Source organism: Leeuwenhoekiella palythoae (assembly GCF_020310025.1).
GTDB classification, from domain to species: Bacteria; Bacteroidota; Bacteroidia; order Flavobacteriales; family Flavobacteriaceae; genus Leeuwenhoekiella; species Leeuwenhoekiella palythoae.
Map to the genome: position 1 here is coordinate 3,450,471 of NZ_CP084318.1, position 15,736 is coordinate 3,466,206.

A 15,736-nucleotide genomic window follows, 5' to 3' on the forward strand; every position below is an offset into this window, starting at 1 on the left:
CTTAAGACTGTACACGGGTCTTTTCCCCGTATTTACCCAATGCTACCACACTAAAGATTCCTAAAAGTATGAATATCGTTGCAATTATGTTTTCTGCGGAAAAACTTTCTGGCCAATATCGGTCATAATTCGTTAAAATAGGATCACCTACACGATCATAATTGATTTCACCGAGTGCATTGCGCTCAAAAACAGGATTTTTCCAAGGCCAAACAACCCCTAAAGAGCCAGCAATAAAACCTATTATGGCTGCATTGGTTGCATGTTTATAATGCTTCAGCAAATAACCTAAAAAGTTAGATAAGGTCACAAGACCGGTTACAGATCCTAAAGTGAATACCGCCATCACTTGAAGTAAGCGCAAACGGTGCGGATCGTTAATAAATGAAAAATCAGCTTGAATGAGGTCAGACAGCGTATCGTAAAGCGCATTAACCGAATCCACTAACAGCAACACGTAGTTACCCAATAGGATCAAAATGAAAGAACCCGATAATCCCGGCAATGTCATTCCTGAAACGCCAATGATTCCACAGAAAAATACAAAGATCAGATTGTCGTTTTGTGTAGCCGGCTCAAGTAAACTGATAAGAATCCCTGTGATAATTCCGAGGGCTAGGATAATGATATTGCGCTGGGACCAGTCATTAAAATCTTTAGCGATGTAATAAATACTACCTATGATCATTCCAAAAAAAGCACTCCAAACGTACAAGGGGTAGTGGTCAATAGCGATGTCTAACAGTTTTGACACACTAAAATAACTAATGATCATTCCTAGAATTAGCAGAAAAAGAAATCTGCCATTTACATAGCGCGCAAAGCTTCTAAATCTTCCATTAAGCAATAGTTTAAACGCATTTTTATTGACTTTTTGAAGCGAATAAATAAACTCTTCATAGAAGCCCGCAACGTAAGCGACCACACCACCAGAAACGCCCGGCACTTTATTGGCTGCGCCCATTGCAAGCCCTTTAAGTACCAGCCAAACCTTATCAGGAAAGGAGCGATGTTTAGATTCCATTTTCTTGTTTAGAATTGGCAAAGCGTTCAAGCAGAAAAATAGTCAAAAAGCCTATAAGCGCCAAGATGCAAACCAAGAGTACTTTAGGATCGCCGTCAAAATACTGAGGCAAAATGCTTTTTTCAATTAAGGGTACTTGATGCCCTTCAGAATTGGTGCGGTACGAAAGCACTTCTTTCCAGGGCCAAACTTTATTGAGCGCGCCAACCATAAAACCTGTAAGTAAAGCGAGCGTCAAATTTTGATAATTTTTAAAGAGATAGGAGAGAACTTTTGAAAATGTCTTTAAGCCCACTACGCAACCTAACATAAAGAGTACAAGCTTTAAAGCTGCATCTTTTAAGGCCGAAAAATCAAAGGCAAGAAGCGCATCAACAAAGTTACGCACAGTACCTAAAACAATGCTGTAAGAGCCTAAAAGTAACAAGATAAACGAACCTGATATTCCCGGAAGAATCATCGCAATGATGGCTACAAAGCCTGAAAGAAAGATAAACCAATAACTTGCACCTGTGCTTAAAGGTTCGGCGATGGTAATATAATATGAGATCACAATGCCAATCACCCCAGAAAGGATGACACCAAAATTCCATTTTTTGATTTGAGCTCCGATATAAACGATACTTGCTACGATCAGACCAAAAAAGAATCCCCATAACAGCAACGGATGTTCTTCAAGCAAATACGTAATAAGCTTAGCTAAAGAGAGAATACTAAGAATAACACCGAGGAACAGCGCTCCAAGAAACTTTAAATTGTATGCGTTTATAGCCGCTTTAATTCCATCATTTTTCCAGACTTTAAAGAAAGATGTATCAAGCTTATCAATAGTCGCAATTAATTCTTCATAAATACCTGCAATAAATGCGATAGTACCACCAGAAACTCCAGGAACTACATCAGCAGCGCCCATCGCAAGACCTTTTAATATAATTACCGCATAGTTAAGTAATGATCTGTTTTGAGACATAGGCAGGTTGTTGTTTGGCCTCAAAAGTAAGAAAGAAATATAAATTCAAAGCCGCAAGTGCCGGCAAGAAAAATAAAAAAACCACAAGTGGTATGACCTGTGGTTTTTAGTGGTGTCTCAATGAAAATAGTCCCTTGAGATCATTTATGATATGAACATTTTTAAAATAGGCCTTTCTTGCAGAATTAAGATTTCTTAGCCTTTTTTATTTTTTTGAGTACGCTGCGTTTGGCATAAACAAAAGGGAAAAGTTCCTCAAGAATGATATCGTAATCAGGTTCTAAGCGCAATGCATTTTCTAGATGAAAATGTCCTTTTTCCTCTTGATTGAGACTGAAATATAGTCCTGCAAGTCTGAATTCAATTTGCGGAGATTCAGGATAAAACTCGATGGCTTCAAACAAGTTGGTTACGGCAGCTTCATATTCACCTAAGTAAATAAGAATATCACAGCGCGTTAACCAAGTGTCTAGCTCATAATTCCCTAATTCTAAAGTTTTGCGATAGCCGCGTTCTGCTTCTTCATAAAACTTTAAGCGGTTGTTGATTTTAGCATAGCGCTTCCAATATAACACATTTTCACCATCAATATTAATGGCTTTGTTGATGTAATAAAGCGCATTTTGATAATCCATCTTCTTGGTGTAGAAATCAGTTATCGCGATCCAGCCTTTATCTAAAAGCGGATCTTCCTTAACGGTCTTTAAAAAGAATTCGATGGCAAGATCGTCGCAATGCAACTTTTGGTAGCATTTACCCATTCTTAAATAAGCAAATGATGTAGGATCATCCAGCCCAAGAGTGATTTGATAATTTTCAATCGCTTCATTGTAGCGACCTAATTTTTCAAGCACTTTTCCTTTTTCAAAATAGGCACCGATAAAAGTATCGTCACTAATGATCGCAAAGTCATAAGCGGCCAGCGCTTTGTTATAATTTTTTAGATCAAAATACTGCTTACCCACCTGATGCCAGGCTACCTCACAATACGGATTTTTATCAAGAAACATATTGAGATAATCTATCGCCTCCTCGTGTTGTTCTAAGAAGTCAAAGCAATAGATCACATTATACAGTGCAGAGTAATCGTCTTCATCTACTTCAAGACATTTCATAAAACTATACTTAGCATTCTGAAAATCGTCCATAAACAAATATTCCATTCCTATTAAAGAATAGATATCAGCATCAGCATCTGTAAATTCTAGTGCAGTTTCTAGTAGCTCAATGGCTTTTTTGTGATCGTCTCTTTTTGAGAAAATATTAGCCTTCTGAATATAGACTTCCTCGTTTTGAGGTTCTAATTCATAAAGTTCTGCCAGCAAACGATCTGCTTCATCAAGTTTATTCTCAAAGATTAAAATTTCGATTTTAAAAAGTTTGAGGTTTGAGGAGGAAGGGTGCTGGTCAAGACCAAGTTTAACAGCTTTCTTTGCGAGCGCAATTTTGCCATTTTCTAAATAATGGTTGACAATATTCTCAAATTCATCCGAATCGAAGAAAAGGACATCATTTGTCTTTAACATAGATTCAAAACGGGTGAGCGGGAAATTATTCTCTTCGTGTTCTTGATTAAACTTCATACACGTTGCTTTTAAAATTTCTGCCTATATAAATTTATAAAGGATAACAGGCAGAAGACTGTAGGCTACATATTGTTGTTAACAAAGTAATCAACAATTACGCCTAAACAGTTGATAATGACAATTTAGTCGCAATTTTATCTAAAACCTTAAGCAGGATCTCACAGCCTTTAATAATCTCATCTTCAGAGATCGTCAGGGGCGGAGTGATGCGAATGGCTTTAGTCTCAAACAATAGCCAAAATAAAATAAGACCTTCATCTTGCGCCATCAAAATGGCTTCGGTTGTAATTTCTGGGGAAGGTGTAATAGCTGCCAGCATAAGGCCTTTACCGCGTACTTCGGTGATCAGATCGTGTTTCAGTAGGCGTCTAAAAAGCATTTCTTTTTCTAAAGTTTGCTGAATGAGCTCTCCATCTAAAATAGTTTTTGCGGTAGCCAAAGCTGCTGCCGCAATGACAGGATGACCTCCAAAAGTGGTTATGTGTCCCATTTTAGGATTGTCAGAAAGCAAACGCATATGCGCCGTTGAAGCAGTAAAAGCGCCTATAGGCATTCCGCCGCCCATACCTTTACCCATCACCACCACATCAGGAACTACGTGATAATTTTCAAAACCAAAAAATGTTCCAGTACGTCCAAAACCTGGCTGAATTTCATCTAGGATTAAAAGTGCTCCAACTTCCTCACAGCGTTTTTTTACTGCAGCTAGCCAGCCGTGTTCCGGTTGAATAAATCCCGCACCGCCTTGTATGGTCTCTAAAACGACTCCGGCGACTTCATTGGTAATCTGTTCTAAATCTCCAAAGTTGTTGAAGTTGATGTGTGAGATAGCGCCAACCAGCGGTCTAAAAGGGGCTACGCGTTCTTCGTAATTCATTAAACTCAATGCCCCAAAAGTATTGCCGTGGTAGGCTTGATTTGCCGAAATTATTTTACTTCGACCTGTGACGCGACGAGCGAGTTTCATTGCACCATCAATAGCTTCTGTACCGCTGTTTACCAAATAGGTTTGTTCTAACGGATCTGGCAAATTTGCAGCAATTAAGCGCGTTAATTCGACAGCAGGATCTTGCGCATATTCCCCGTACACCATCACGTGTAAATACTTCTCACTTTGCTCTTGAATCGCCTTAACTACCGCCGGATGACAATGCCCAATACTCGCTGCAGAAACGCCTGCTACAAAGTCTAAATAGGCTTTGCCTGTGGTGTCATAAATAAAGCTGCCTTTTGCGTGCGAGACTTCCATCGCTAGAGGATGCGGACTCGTTTGCGCTTGATATTTAAAGAAATCAGCTTTCATTATCTGTGGAATCTTGAACTTTTAAAGTAGGTAATTGTTTAAGCGGTTGTTTGCTTGTCGGCTTTGAAGGTTTGGGAGCTAACGAATCTTTTTTGATGGTGGCTTTTTCATTGATTGGCACCCCAATCGCCGGAGCATCTTCCTCTCGATTCTTTAGATCAGATGGGTTGAGTTTAGAAGCTTCGGGGATATCGAGCTCTTCTTCAGGGATCGTATTATCAAAGAAGTCTTCATCAATTTCCGGCAGCGGAATTCCTTCGATCTTCGTAAGTTTAAACGGAGCTTCTCCTTTAAAAATATCTTCTTTTGTGAGCAATCGTTCTTCACCACGCCAGTTCAACCCTTCAAATTCTCGAGACTCTTTAGGGAATTTTGAAAGCGGATACACCTCGCCATCTACCTGTTTGAATTTGGTAATTTCTACCAAAGCATTATCCTCTAAAATAGCAGTAATAGAAGCCGATTTACTTTTGTCAATTCCCTGTAAAGCACCATCATCTGCTCGCATATAATTGATGCTTTCGGCATTTTTTATGATGTCTATTTGATGTAGAGCATTGTCCTGAAAAGTTCCGTAGAGCACATCACCTTTAACCTGATTAAAACCACTTTTCTCTTGGTCAAATAGCGGAATGGTATCTTGTTGAACCAGAAATGCATTTTCAAAAACGTGAAGCGAATCTAGCTGCTCTGTTTTTGTGTTACTTTTTAAGTGAATAGAATCACCGGTCATTTGGCTCAGACCGCTCCATAAAACCGGTTTTCCAATCATTTGGGTAAGTCCGTTAGCTTGGTTAATGTGAATGGAGTCGCATTTACCACTCATATCACTTTTAAAAAGACGCACGTTGTAGTAACCGCGTACGATGCGTTTTTCAGGAATTCCGGTAACTACAAGTCGATCACCGTGCACATAAATAGAATCTTGATCTTGCACGGTTATAGCGACCGCTCTTTTGGTAATAAATACCGAATCTTTTTCTTTAAACACTTCGGCATAATGCCCTTTGATCACGCTGTTATTTGCCGTGTCAATTACGCGAATATTGTTGGTCGCCGAAGCAAAACTCGTAGGACGGTCAAAATACAAACTGTCGCCATATACTGTACGATTGTCATAATCAATACGAGAGTTCTTTACAAAATAGCCGTTGTCATTGCGCGTGTCATAGTAGCCACGCTCGCAATACACAGTGCTGGTCTCGCTTGTAATGGTCGACGGGCCGTATAAGTATGCAGCTCCGGTTTCTGAATAAAAGTCGAGTTGGTCGCTATTGATCACATATTCAGGATTGGTAACAACCACATTTTGAATAAAAGAGTATTTATCTTGATCTAAAAAGTACCGACCTATTTTACTTTCGATAACGCTAGCTGTATCGCGCAGCGTACCGCCAGTTCTGTAATACGCTTGTTGTTTAATTCGGTTGAAGTATAGCGTGTCAGTATCTAAGGTTGCAGTCGGAGTTCTGAGATTCACGCCTCCGGAAGCCCAAGCAAATTGCGTGTCACCATTATACTCAGCATAATTGCTACGCATACTTATGGTATCGCCTTGTTTCATACGCACGTTACCAATGGCTCTCACAAAATTTTCATCTTTGTAATGGAAGGCCAGATCACACCACATCTCGATTCCTTCGTGCTGGATGTAGACCTGCTTGGTATTTTTATACATTACCAAGGCTCCGGGATACTTGACTTCGTCAATTTGTGAGATATCTGAAGTGATGTCTAATTCCTTTTTCTCTTGAGCAGACAGACTGATCGAAAAAAGAACGAGAAGCAAAAGGGCGCTTTTTCTAAAAAAATTGGGCATAGCAAATTTTGATGCAAATATAACGGAAAAACACCCGCTTTAAGTATTTGTTTAAATCAAAAATCTAAAGGACTCAAAGCAAGGGAAACTACTCAGATTGGGCTGCTTTGATCATATCTATATAAAACTCTTTAGTAAGTTGATCTTTAGAAAGTCCTATCTCTTCCAGAAGCTTGTAAAGTTTTTCAAAAAGAGCATCAGTCTCCGCTTTATCAAGGGTGTTGGTTTCAATTTCGATAAATGTGTCTGCTAATTTATCAAACTGAACTAAAGCAATCTCGATGGAAGCGTTATGATATTTCAGATTAAAAATCTCGCAGTGTTTGGTGTAATGTGCGCTTTTCTGGTAGCCTAACTTAAAAAGGATTTGCTCTGTGTTATAATGGTCTGAAACCAAAGTTTCATATTCCGGTTTAGAGCGCGTCACCTGTTCAAAAGCCTTGTCTTTAAACGTGAGGTAATGTTTAGCCTCACCAGAATCTCGATTGGTCTTTGTACGTAAACGAAACTCTTGATCGCCTTGCGTTAGAGTGTCATCGATGTCATAATAACGATCATCGTAATCCAGTTTATAATGTGAATCAATGGGTAAGGCTAAAATCTGAGCTCGAGTATCGGTATAATTTTTTAAGCGTGCGGTAAGTTCAACTTCAAACATAGGACACAATTGGTGCTCTAAAAATAATCATCAATGTTCAAATAACTTTACAACCTTACCACTTTATGTATAAACGTCAATTTCTCAATAACCGGTGGAGAAAGCACAAAAGGATATGCATCCTGATGCCCCATACTGCGGTTAAGAGAGTTTAAGGCGTAGGTGAGTGGTAAGTAGTGTTTAATGATTTTCTGAAAATCTTTTTCCTCATAAGGGTCAAAATCACAGGCTACCTCAAGATTACGCACTTTAGAGATTTCAGGATCTAAACTCAAGCCAAAACTATACGAGGTTTCAAGCATATCCATCAGATGCAGGTAGTGCGCCCAAGTTTCTGCCCAATCTTCCCAAGCGTGCATCGTTGCATAACTACTGATGTAACTCTCGCGCCAATTTTCGGGAGCGCCATTTTTATAATGAGCTTCTAAAGCTTGACCGTAATCTTGTGTATCATCACCAAAAAGAGCTCTAAATTCTTCTAGATTTTTAGCTTTAGGCTGTATTAAAACTTCCCAGTAAAAATGACCGACTTCGTGTCTAAAATGACCTAAAAGCGTGCGATAGCGTTCTGAAAGTTGTTCTTTAATATATTCTCTGTGTGCAGCATTTGCTTCTTGAATATTGAGGGTAATCAAACCATTAGCGTGTCCTGTTTTTATCGCGGAAGGATCGCTGGGGTCTGGAGCCAAAAAGTCAAATGTAAGATTCAGCGGTTGCTTATTAATAATGAATTTAGTGGGAAGTTTTAGCTTATGAAGCGCATAAAAAAGGCGATGCTTTGCCGTTTCAATTTTTTGCCAATCTAGTTTATTTTCAGGAATGCTCAAATCAGGTATGGTGCGGTTAGTACTGCAAGCTTCACAAAACGGCGTTGAATTTTCGGTAGCTACTAACCAGTTGCAGGCGTTGTATTGATGGTTAGCGCAATAGGTAAGTGCTGTTTTTTCTTTGGTAGGTGCTATGACCGTTTTTTGATCAGCCGGAAAAGAGACTATTTCTTCAAGCGCATTAAGGTAACCTAGGTTGTTACCGCATTTTTCGCAGGTTGTATTTTCAAAATACACCGGATTTTTACAGTTACTGCATTGAAATAATTTCATGGAAAGTTGGTTGTTAGTTTACTGTAAATGTAAGTGTTACCGCGTTTAGCTTTTCATAATACTATTAAAAAGAAAGCATAAAAAAATCCGAAGTTTTCGCTTCGGATTTTTATCAATTCTATAATCTTGTGACTATCGGTGAATCGTTTGGGTTCTGTCTGGTCCTACAGAAACGATTTTGATAGGCACATTCAATTCTTTTTCTAAGAACTCAATGTAGGCGTTAAGCTCTTTAGGAAGCTGCTCATCACCTTTCATTTTGGTAAGATCTTCTTCCCAGCCCTTCATTTCTGAGTAAACAGGCTCTACATTTTCCGGTTCGATGTTATAGGGTAGGTGATCAATAACCTCACCTTTGTATTTGTATTGTGTACAAATTTTAAGCGTGTCAAAACCACTTAAAACATCACCTTTCATCATCATCAATTGAGTAACGCCATTAACGCGCACCGCATATTTAAGGGCTACAAGATCTAACCATCCGCAACGGCGAGGTCTACCTGTGGTAGCTCCAAACTCGTTACCTACGCGTCCCATAGTCTCACCAACTTCGTCAAAAAGTTCGGTAGGGAAGGGGCCAGAACCTACTCGAGTAGTGTAAGCTTTAAAAATTCCAAATACGTCCCCAATTTGATTAGGTGCTACTCCCAGACCTGTGCAGGCGCCGGCAGCTGTCGTGTTTGAAGAGGTCACAAAAGGATATGTGCCAAAATCAATATCTAATAGAGATCCTTGCGCACCTTCAGCTAAAATAGATTTTCCAGCTTGTTGCGCTTGATATAGATATTCTTCAGAATCAATAAAGGTGAGCTCTTTTAAAACTTCAACAGCCTTAAAGAATTCTGCTTCTAGTTCCTCAAGATCATATTCGATCTTTGCATCATAGAAGTCAATCATATCTATATGCTTGTCTCTTAAGGCAGCATAACGCTCTTTCCAGTCTGCAAGTTCAAGATCTCCTACACGGATTCCGTTACGACCGGTTTTATCCATATACGTTGGTCCTATTCCTTTAAGGGTAGAACCTATTTTCGCTTTTCCTTTTGAAGCTTCAGAAGCAGCATCAAGAAGGCGATGCGTAGGTAAAATCAGATGCGCTTTACGGGAAATAAGAAGTTTCTCCTTAATGTTTATATTGAATTGCGCTAAGTTGTCTAATTCCTTCTTAAAAATAACAGGATCGATTACGACTCCGTTACCTACAAGATTGATTGCATTTTCGTGAAAAATTCCTGAAGGAATCGTGTGCAAAACGTGCTTAATTCCATCAAATTCTAGCGTATGTCCAGCGTTTGGTCCGCCTTGAAAACGGGCTATAATATCATAATCCTTTGTAAGAACATCTACGATTTTGCCCTTACCTTCGTCTCCCCATTGGAGACCAAGAAGTAAATCTACTGCCATTTATGAGTTGTTGTCTTCGGTTGTATTTTCGGTTGAATTATCCTGCTTGCGGTTACCGTAAAAATAAAGGGAGTGCTTGTTGATTTTTATATCAAAAACCTCTTCAATAGTCTTTTTAATAGACTCAATACGCGGGTCACAAAATTCAATCACTTCGCCGGTATCGGTAAGGATCACGTGATCGTGTTGTTTGTCAAAATACGATTTCTCGTATTGCGATTGATTTTGACCAAATTGATGTTTACGTACCAGACCACAAGCCAGCAAAAGCTCTATTGTATTGTAAAGGGTTGCTCTACTCACACGATATTTTTTATTCTTCATGCTGATGTAGAGGGTCTCAATATCAAAGTGATCATTGTAGTTGTAAATCTCCTGTAGAATTGCGTAGCGCTCTGGAGTTTTACGGTGACCGTTATCTTCTAGAAACTTTGTGAAGACGTTTTTAACGACTTCCTGATCTTTATTTATTGTAGCTTTTGGTATCATAATAATATTTGCAAAGTTACGCATTTACAAGCGTATGACTTTGTCGATACCGTTTATTTTTTTCAAGTTTTCGATAAGTCTGTGTAAATGCTTTTTGTTTTGAACGATCACGGTTATGTTCCCTTTAAAAACGCCGTCATTGGTGGTAAAATTCAGTCCGCGCATATTTACGTGCATATGTTCTGAAATTTCGCGCGTCACATGATTAACAAGTCCTAGCGTATCTATACCGGTTAATTCTAGATCTGCTCTAAATTCTTGAGCTGATGAATCTATCCATTTCGCCGGAATGATGCGATACGCATAATTACTTTGTAAGGAAATAGAATTAGGGCAGTTTTGCTTATGTACTTTAATTCCGTCAGAAACGGTGGTAAAACCAAATACCTTATCCCCGGGAATCGGGTTACAACAAGCTGCAAGCGTATAGTCTAACTTTTGCTCGTCTCTCCCAAAAACCAATAAATCGTATTTATCAGTTATCTCATCTTTATCAACGTGCTCTGCAACCGGAGCTTTCCTAATTTTATTTTTAAAGAAGCTTACAATAGCGCTGCTTCTGGAAGCCGCGTACTCCTTGATCATTTTATTATCAATGGTTCCAATACCTACACGGTAAAATAAGTCTAGGCTGGTTTTGAGCTTAAAGTAAATAACCATCTCGTTGATGATATTCTCATCAAGCGTGATCTTTTGCGAACGCAGTTTTCTGGTAAGAATAACTTTACCGTCTTCGGCAATGGTTTTCTTTTCGTCTTTAAGCGAAGATTTAATTTTAGACCGCGCGCGCGCTGTGGTAGCGTAGTCTAACCAGTTATTGTTAGGCTTTGCGTGCTCTGAAGTAATGATCTCTACCTGATCCCCGCTTTTAAGTTCGTGACTCAAAGGAACCAATTTACCATTCACCCGAGCTCCGCGAGTATGCATTCCTATTTCGGTGTGAATACTGAAAGCAAAATCGAGTGGCGTGGCAGCTTTGGGTAGTGATTTTAGATCTCCTTGCGGCGTAAAAACAAAAATCTCCTTGTTGTAAAGATTCAGTTTAAACTGCTCAACAAATTCAACAGCATTCGTCTCGTTGTTCTCGAGTGCGTCTTGCAGACGATTTAGCCATTCATCAAGCGTTTTATCTTCTTCATTTTCATTTGAAGAGCCTTGCTTGTATTTATAATGTGCAGCGTAACCTTTTTCGGCGATTTCGTTCATACGTTCAGAACGAATTTGCACTTCAACCCAGCGCCCTTTTAAACCCATTACGGTGATGTGAAGCGCTTCGTAACCGGTAGATTTTGGAGATGAAATCCAATCTCTGAGTCGCGTAGGGTTAGGTCTAAAGTGGTCTGTAACTATGGAATAAATCTTCCAGGCTAAGAACTTCTCGCTTTCTGGTGTTGCTTTGTAAATGATACGTATCGCAAATTTGTCATAGACTTCGTCAAAAGGAATGTTCTGTTTGAGCATTTTGCGACGAATACTGTAAATAGATTTTGGCCGACCTTTTATCTCATAGTCCAAAATTTCTTTATCCAAAGAATTTTGAACCGCCTGCGTAAACTCTTCAATATATTGATCTTGTTGCTCTTTGGTCTCTTTCATTTTGCGAGAAATATCTTTAAATACTTCTGGCTCTGTGTATTTTAAACCAAGATCTTCAAGTTCTGTTTTGATGTTGTAAAGCCCAATTCTATGCGCAAGCGGAGCATAGATGTAAAGGGTTTCACTGGCAATTTTAATTTGCTTATCAGGCCGCATAGAATCCATTGTCTGCATATTGTGCAAACGATCTGCGATCTTGATGATAATAACCCTAACGTCATCGTTTATGGTAAGCAGCATCTTTCTGAAATTCTCTGCTTGAAGCGAGACATCTCTGTGCTTTTTGAGATTCGATATCTTAGTGAGTCCGTCTACAATTCTAGCGACAGTAGGGCCAAAGCGTTCTTCGAGATCTTCAAGCGTATAAATGGTGTCTTCTACGACATCGTGCAATAAGGCTGCAGCAATAGATGTCGCGTCCATCCCGATCTCGCTGGCGACTATGCGGGCAACAGCAAGCGGGTGAAAAATATAAGCTTCACCAGATTTACGACGCTGATCTTTATGCGCATCAACAGCCACGTCAAACGCTTGTCTGATCAATTTTTTATCATCGTCAGAAAGCGTACGGTAGCTTATGCGCAGCAACTCTTTGTATTGTCTGGCGAGCTCTTTATTTTCTTTTTCTATATCAACCGGAGTCATAATTTAAAAGTACAATTATATCCTAAAAAAGCAAATGGATTTTGGCAGTGATTCAGGTTAATCTGAATAAATAAAAAGCGTGTATTTTACCCTTTTAAGTTACGGTAGCGCTGCAAGAGCGTAGGGTGCGAGTAATGTAGCTTTACGTAGAGCGGATGCGGCGTTAAATTGCTCAAACTGTTGCGGGATAATTTTTTTAGCGAACTGATCAATGGATCGCCGGCGTATGTATTTTTTGCAAAATTATCTGCTTGATATTCAAATTTGCGCGAGAGAATACTCATTAAAAAATCGGTGATTCCGCTTATTGGGCTGTAAAGAATACCAAATGCAATAAGACCGATGTGAAAACTGGGTTCAGCAACACCTAAAGCTTCAGAAAAAATGCTATTGCTGATGAAAATTCCTAAAAGCCACAAGGTAAATCCTGTTAGAATTACCGAAGCAAATAAGTTTACAATAATATGGTTTTTCTTGTAGTGTCCCACCTCGTGCGCCAAAACAGCAACGATCTCATCTTCCTCCAGATCATTGATCAAAGTGTCGTATAGCGTAATGCGTTTTTCAGAACCAAATCCTGAAAAGTAGGCATTGGCTTTAGTGCTGCGTTTAGAGCCGTCGATCACAAAAATATTATTCAGTTTAAAACCAACTGTGGCTGCATACTGCTCAATTTTATTCCGAAGCGAACCCTCTTCAAGCGGAGTTTGCTTATTAAAAAGAGGAACGATCAACTTGGCGTAAAACATATTCATCACTAACGCAAAAACCGCAAAAACAATCCAGGCATACACCCAAAATAGACTTCCGCTTATTTGGTAAAACCAAATGACCAGAGCGAGCAAACCGCCTCCCACGATTATGGTCATCAGCCAACCTTTGAGTTTATCTGCTAGAAAAAGCTTTGGTGTAGATTTATTAAAACCGAAACGCTCTTCAATGATGAACGTCTTATAGTAGCTAAAAGGTGTTGTTAAAATATCAGACCCAAGCATAATAATTCCGAAGAAAATCAGGCCCACAATGATTTCGTTATCACTCATACTTCTGGCAATTTGATCTATAAAAGCAAATCCGTCAAGAGCAAAAAATAACAAAGTGATCACAAGCATAAAACTTGAAGTAAGCGTGCTAAATTTTGCGTTTACTTTTTTATAATCTTGAGATTTCCGGTAGGTTTCTGTGTCGTAAACATCTGCCAGTTCCTGAGGAATAGGATCGTCAAAATGCTTAGCGTTAAGCCAATCGAGCACTTGATCTATCACAAAACTTATGATTATAAATGCAATGATGATATAAAAAACAAGCGTGGGTGTCATTAGAGGAAATTTAAAGAGTAAAACCGCGTTGTCTGCGCGCTTCAAAAATAAGGATTGCTGCAGCCACCGAAACATTCATAGAGTCGAGGCGGCCCTGCATCGGGATGATGATGTTTTGTTTTGCAGCTTTACGCCATTCTTCAGAAAGGCCGTCTGCTTCAGTTCCCACAACTAGGGCAGAAGAGGTGGTGAAATCTTGCTTTTCGTAAGAAATAGCTTCCTGTAAAATTGCGGTGTAAATCGAAATGTTTTGGTGCTTCAGAAAATTAATAACTTCTTCTGTACTGCCTGTAGCCACAGGAATCGTAAACAAACCACCTACGCTAGAACGTATGATGTTTGGGTTGTACAGATCTGTACGGGGATTGGCTAAAATGAAAGCGTCAACTCCTGCCGCATCAGCAGTACGTAAAAGCGCCCCGATATTTCCGGGTTTTTCAGGAGCTTCGGCTATTAATATCAGCGGATTTTCAGGAAGATCAAGATCGTTTAACGCATTCTTTTTCGCTTTCGCGGAAGCAATAATTCCTTCGGTTCCTGATCGGTATGCGATTTTTTTATAAACTTCTTCAGTAACGACAATCTGCTCAGTTGTACTCGAGATTTTAGTCTGAAGTTCTTCTAGTGCTTCGGTTTGAGCAATTTCGGGACAAAGGAAAATTTGAGTCAGTTCAAAACCCGCATCAAAAGCCAGATTGATCTCCCGGACACCTTCAATCAGAAATTCACCGGTTTTACGGCGAATTCTCGATTTTTCTTGTAAAGCTACAAGGTGTTTTATCGTAGGATTTTGTGTGCTGCTAATTTCTTTTATCATAACGCAAAGATACTAAAGCCGGGGCAGCTTATTTCTGATTACGCGTGCTGTCAACCACTTTTTTAAAAACATAATGTTCTTGAAGAGTTTCAAGAAATTTAAGTTTAGTATAACCGGAATCTTGCTTGCTCAGCAGGTGTAAATTGATCAGTTCGTTATCTCTAAGTTTTAGCGTATCGCTAGTGTACAAACTGTCAACCAGCTTTTGCAAGCTATAATTTTGAGCTTCAAGGCATAGTAAATTTCCTTGTTGCGTGGTGTCAAAATGTAAAATTGAAGTTTCTTCAACCTCAAAAGCAAGTCCGGCAGCTTCTATCTTAACTGCGTCATCATCAACAAGCGGAATCATCACATTGTGATAAAAGAGAAAAGCCATCATAATTAAAATGAAATTATGACTAAAATGTCCCAATATCGCCCAAATGAAACCAAGTTTAAGTCTGAAAAAACTAAAAATAATTCCGGCAAAGAGTTGCGCCCCAACGAGAATGGGGGATAAAATAAAGAACCAAATATCCACATTACTGTAGTTAGACATATGAACAAAACCAAATGCCGCCGAAAATACATACACGATGATGCGGAGGTGCTTTTTCCAGAAGGTTTCTGTATCAAGTTTAAAAAGGTAAGTGATGAGCCGCAAAAGGTAATTGCGTTTGTATTTTAATGGAAATCTAAATACGAACTCTTCAAGAACCGGCGGAACAATGGTGATCAACAAGATAGACATCCAAAAGCTGTACAATTCTTGATTGAGCACGTTTTCATACCCCTTGGTCAAGGGTTCAATAAGACTCATAAGAATCAAAAACAGAAAGGCAAAACCAAAGTCATAGATGATACCGGAAACTAAAAACTTTACTTTTTCCCAAACCGAAATAGCGTAGAGGGTGTCATCCGGATTCTTGATGAAGGTGTTGATAATGCGTATGCGTGAACGTAATCCCATTCAGACGGTGTTAGTGAAAGTCTGTTTTTTTGATACTGCCAAAAGATACCACTTATC

General features: G+C 39.2%; 13 protein-coding genes. All 13 read right to left on the reverse strand.

The window, feature by feature from the left end:
- Position 1: 1 nt before the first annotated feature.
- The 13 genes from LDL79_RS14740 to LDL79_RS14800 all read right to left on the reverse strand — a co-directional run bounded on the left by LDL79_RS14740 (position 2) and on the right by LDL79_RS14800 (position 15,679).
- A complete protein-coding gene (locus tag LDL79_RS14740) occupies positions 2-1,024 on the reverse strand; it encodes a DUF368 domain-containing protein (protein WP_225598260.1) in 1,023 nt (340 codons plus the stop codon).
- Positions 1,014-1,994 (reverse strand): DUF368 domain-containing protein, encoded by a 981-nt coding sequence (locus LDL79_RS14745; protein ID WP_225598261.1) that lies wholly within the window; start codon positions 1,992-1,994, stop codon positions 1,014-1,016. Before LDL79_RS14745 ends, LDL79_RS14740 begins: the two co-directional genes overlap by 11 nt.
- Before the next feature lie 185 nt (positions 1,995-2,179).
- Positions 2,180-3,577 carry a tetratricopeptide repeat protein gene (locus LDL79_RS14750; RefSeq protein WP_225598262.1) on the reverse strand — a complete coding sequence of 466 codons (1,398 nt, stop codon included), beginning with the start codon at positions 3,575-3,577 and terminating at the stop codon, positions 2,180-2,182.
- 103 nt (positions 3,578-3,680) lie between these two features.
- The gene (locus LDL79_RS14755; RefSeq protein WP_225598263.1) at positions 3,681-4,883 is read right to left on the reverse strand and encodes an aspartate aminotransferase family protein; all 1,203 of its coding nucleotides are present in this window, start codon (positions 4,881-4,883) and stop codon (positions 3,681-3,683) included.
- Positions 4,873-6,702 (reverse strand): OstA-like protein, encoded by a 1,830-nt coding sequence (locus LDL79_RS14760; protein WP_225598264.1) that lies wholly within the window; start codon positions 6,700-6,702, stop codon positions 4,873-4,875. The genes LDL79_RS14755 and LDL79_RS14760 overlap by 11 nt, the downstream gene beginning before the upstream one ends.
- Positions 6,703-6,790: 88 nt before the next feature.
- Positions 6,791-7,360, reverse strand: a complete 570-nt coding sequence (locus LDL79_RS14765; RefSeq protein ID WP_167597263.1) for a CYTH domain-containing protein — start codon at positions 7,358-7,360, stop codon at positions 6,791-6,793.
- Positions 7,361-7,407: 47 nt separating this feature from the next.
- On the reverse strand, positions 7,408-8,460 hold the full coding sequence (locus LDL79_RS14770; RefSeq protein WP_225598265.1) for a zinc-binding metallopeptidase family protein: 1,053 nt from the start codon (positions 8,458-8,460) through the stop codon (positions 7,408-7,410).
- A 132-nt stretch (positions 8,461-8,592) separates the two neighbouring features.
- On the reverse strand, positions 8,593-9,864 hold the full coding sequence (locus LDL79_RS14775) for an adenylosuccinate synthase (protein WP_225598266.1): 1,272 nt from the start codon (positions 9,862-9,864) through the stop codon (positions 8,593-8,595).
- On the reverse strand, positions 9,865-10,353 hold the full coding sequence (locus LDL79_RS14780; protein ID WP_175546491.1) for a Fur family transcriptional regulator: 489 nt from the start codon (positions 10,351-10,353) through the stop codon (positions 9,865-9,867).
- A 24-nt stretch (positions 10,354-10,377) separates the two neighbouring features.
- Positions 10,378-12,594, reverse strand: a complete 2,217-nt coding sequence (locus LDL79_RS14785; RefSeq protein ID WP_225598267.1) for a RelA/SpoT family protein — start codon at positions 12,592-12,594, stop codon at positions 10,378-10,380.
- Between the two features lie 86 nt (positions 12,595-12,680).
- Entirely contained in the window at positions 12,681-13,913 is a 1,233-nt protein-coding gene (locus LDL79_RS14790) for a M48 family metallopeptidase (protein WP_225598268.1), read from the reverse strand.
- A gap of 10 nt (positions 13,914-13,923) precedes the next feature.
- Entirely contained in the window at positions 13,924-14,730 is an 807-nt protein-coding gene (locus LDL79_RS14795; RefSeq protein ID WP_225598269.1) for a TrmH family RNA methyltransferase, read from the reverse strand.
- Between the two features lie 28 nt (positions 14,731-14,758).
- A complete protein-coding gene (locus LDL79_RS14800; protein ID WP_225598270.1) occupies positions 14,759-15,679 on the reverse strand; it encodes a CPBP family intramembrane glutamic endopeptidase in 921 nt (306 codons plus the stop codon).
- Positions 15,680-15,736: the final 57 nt, after the last annotated feature.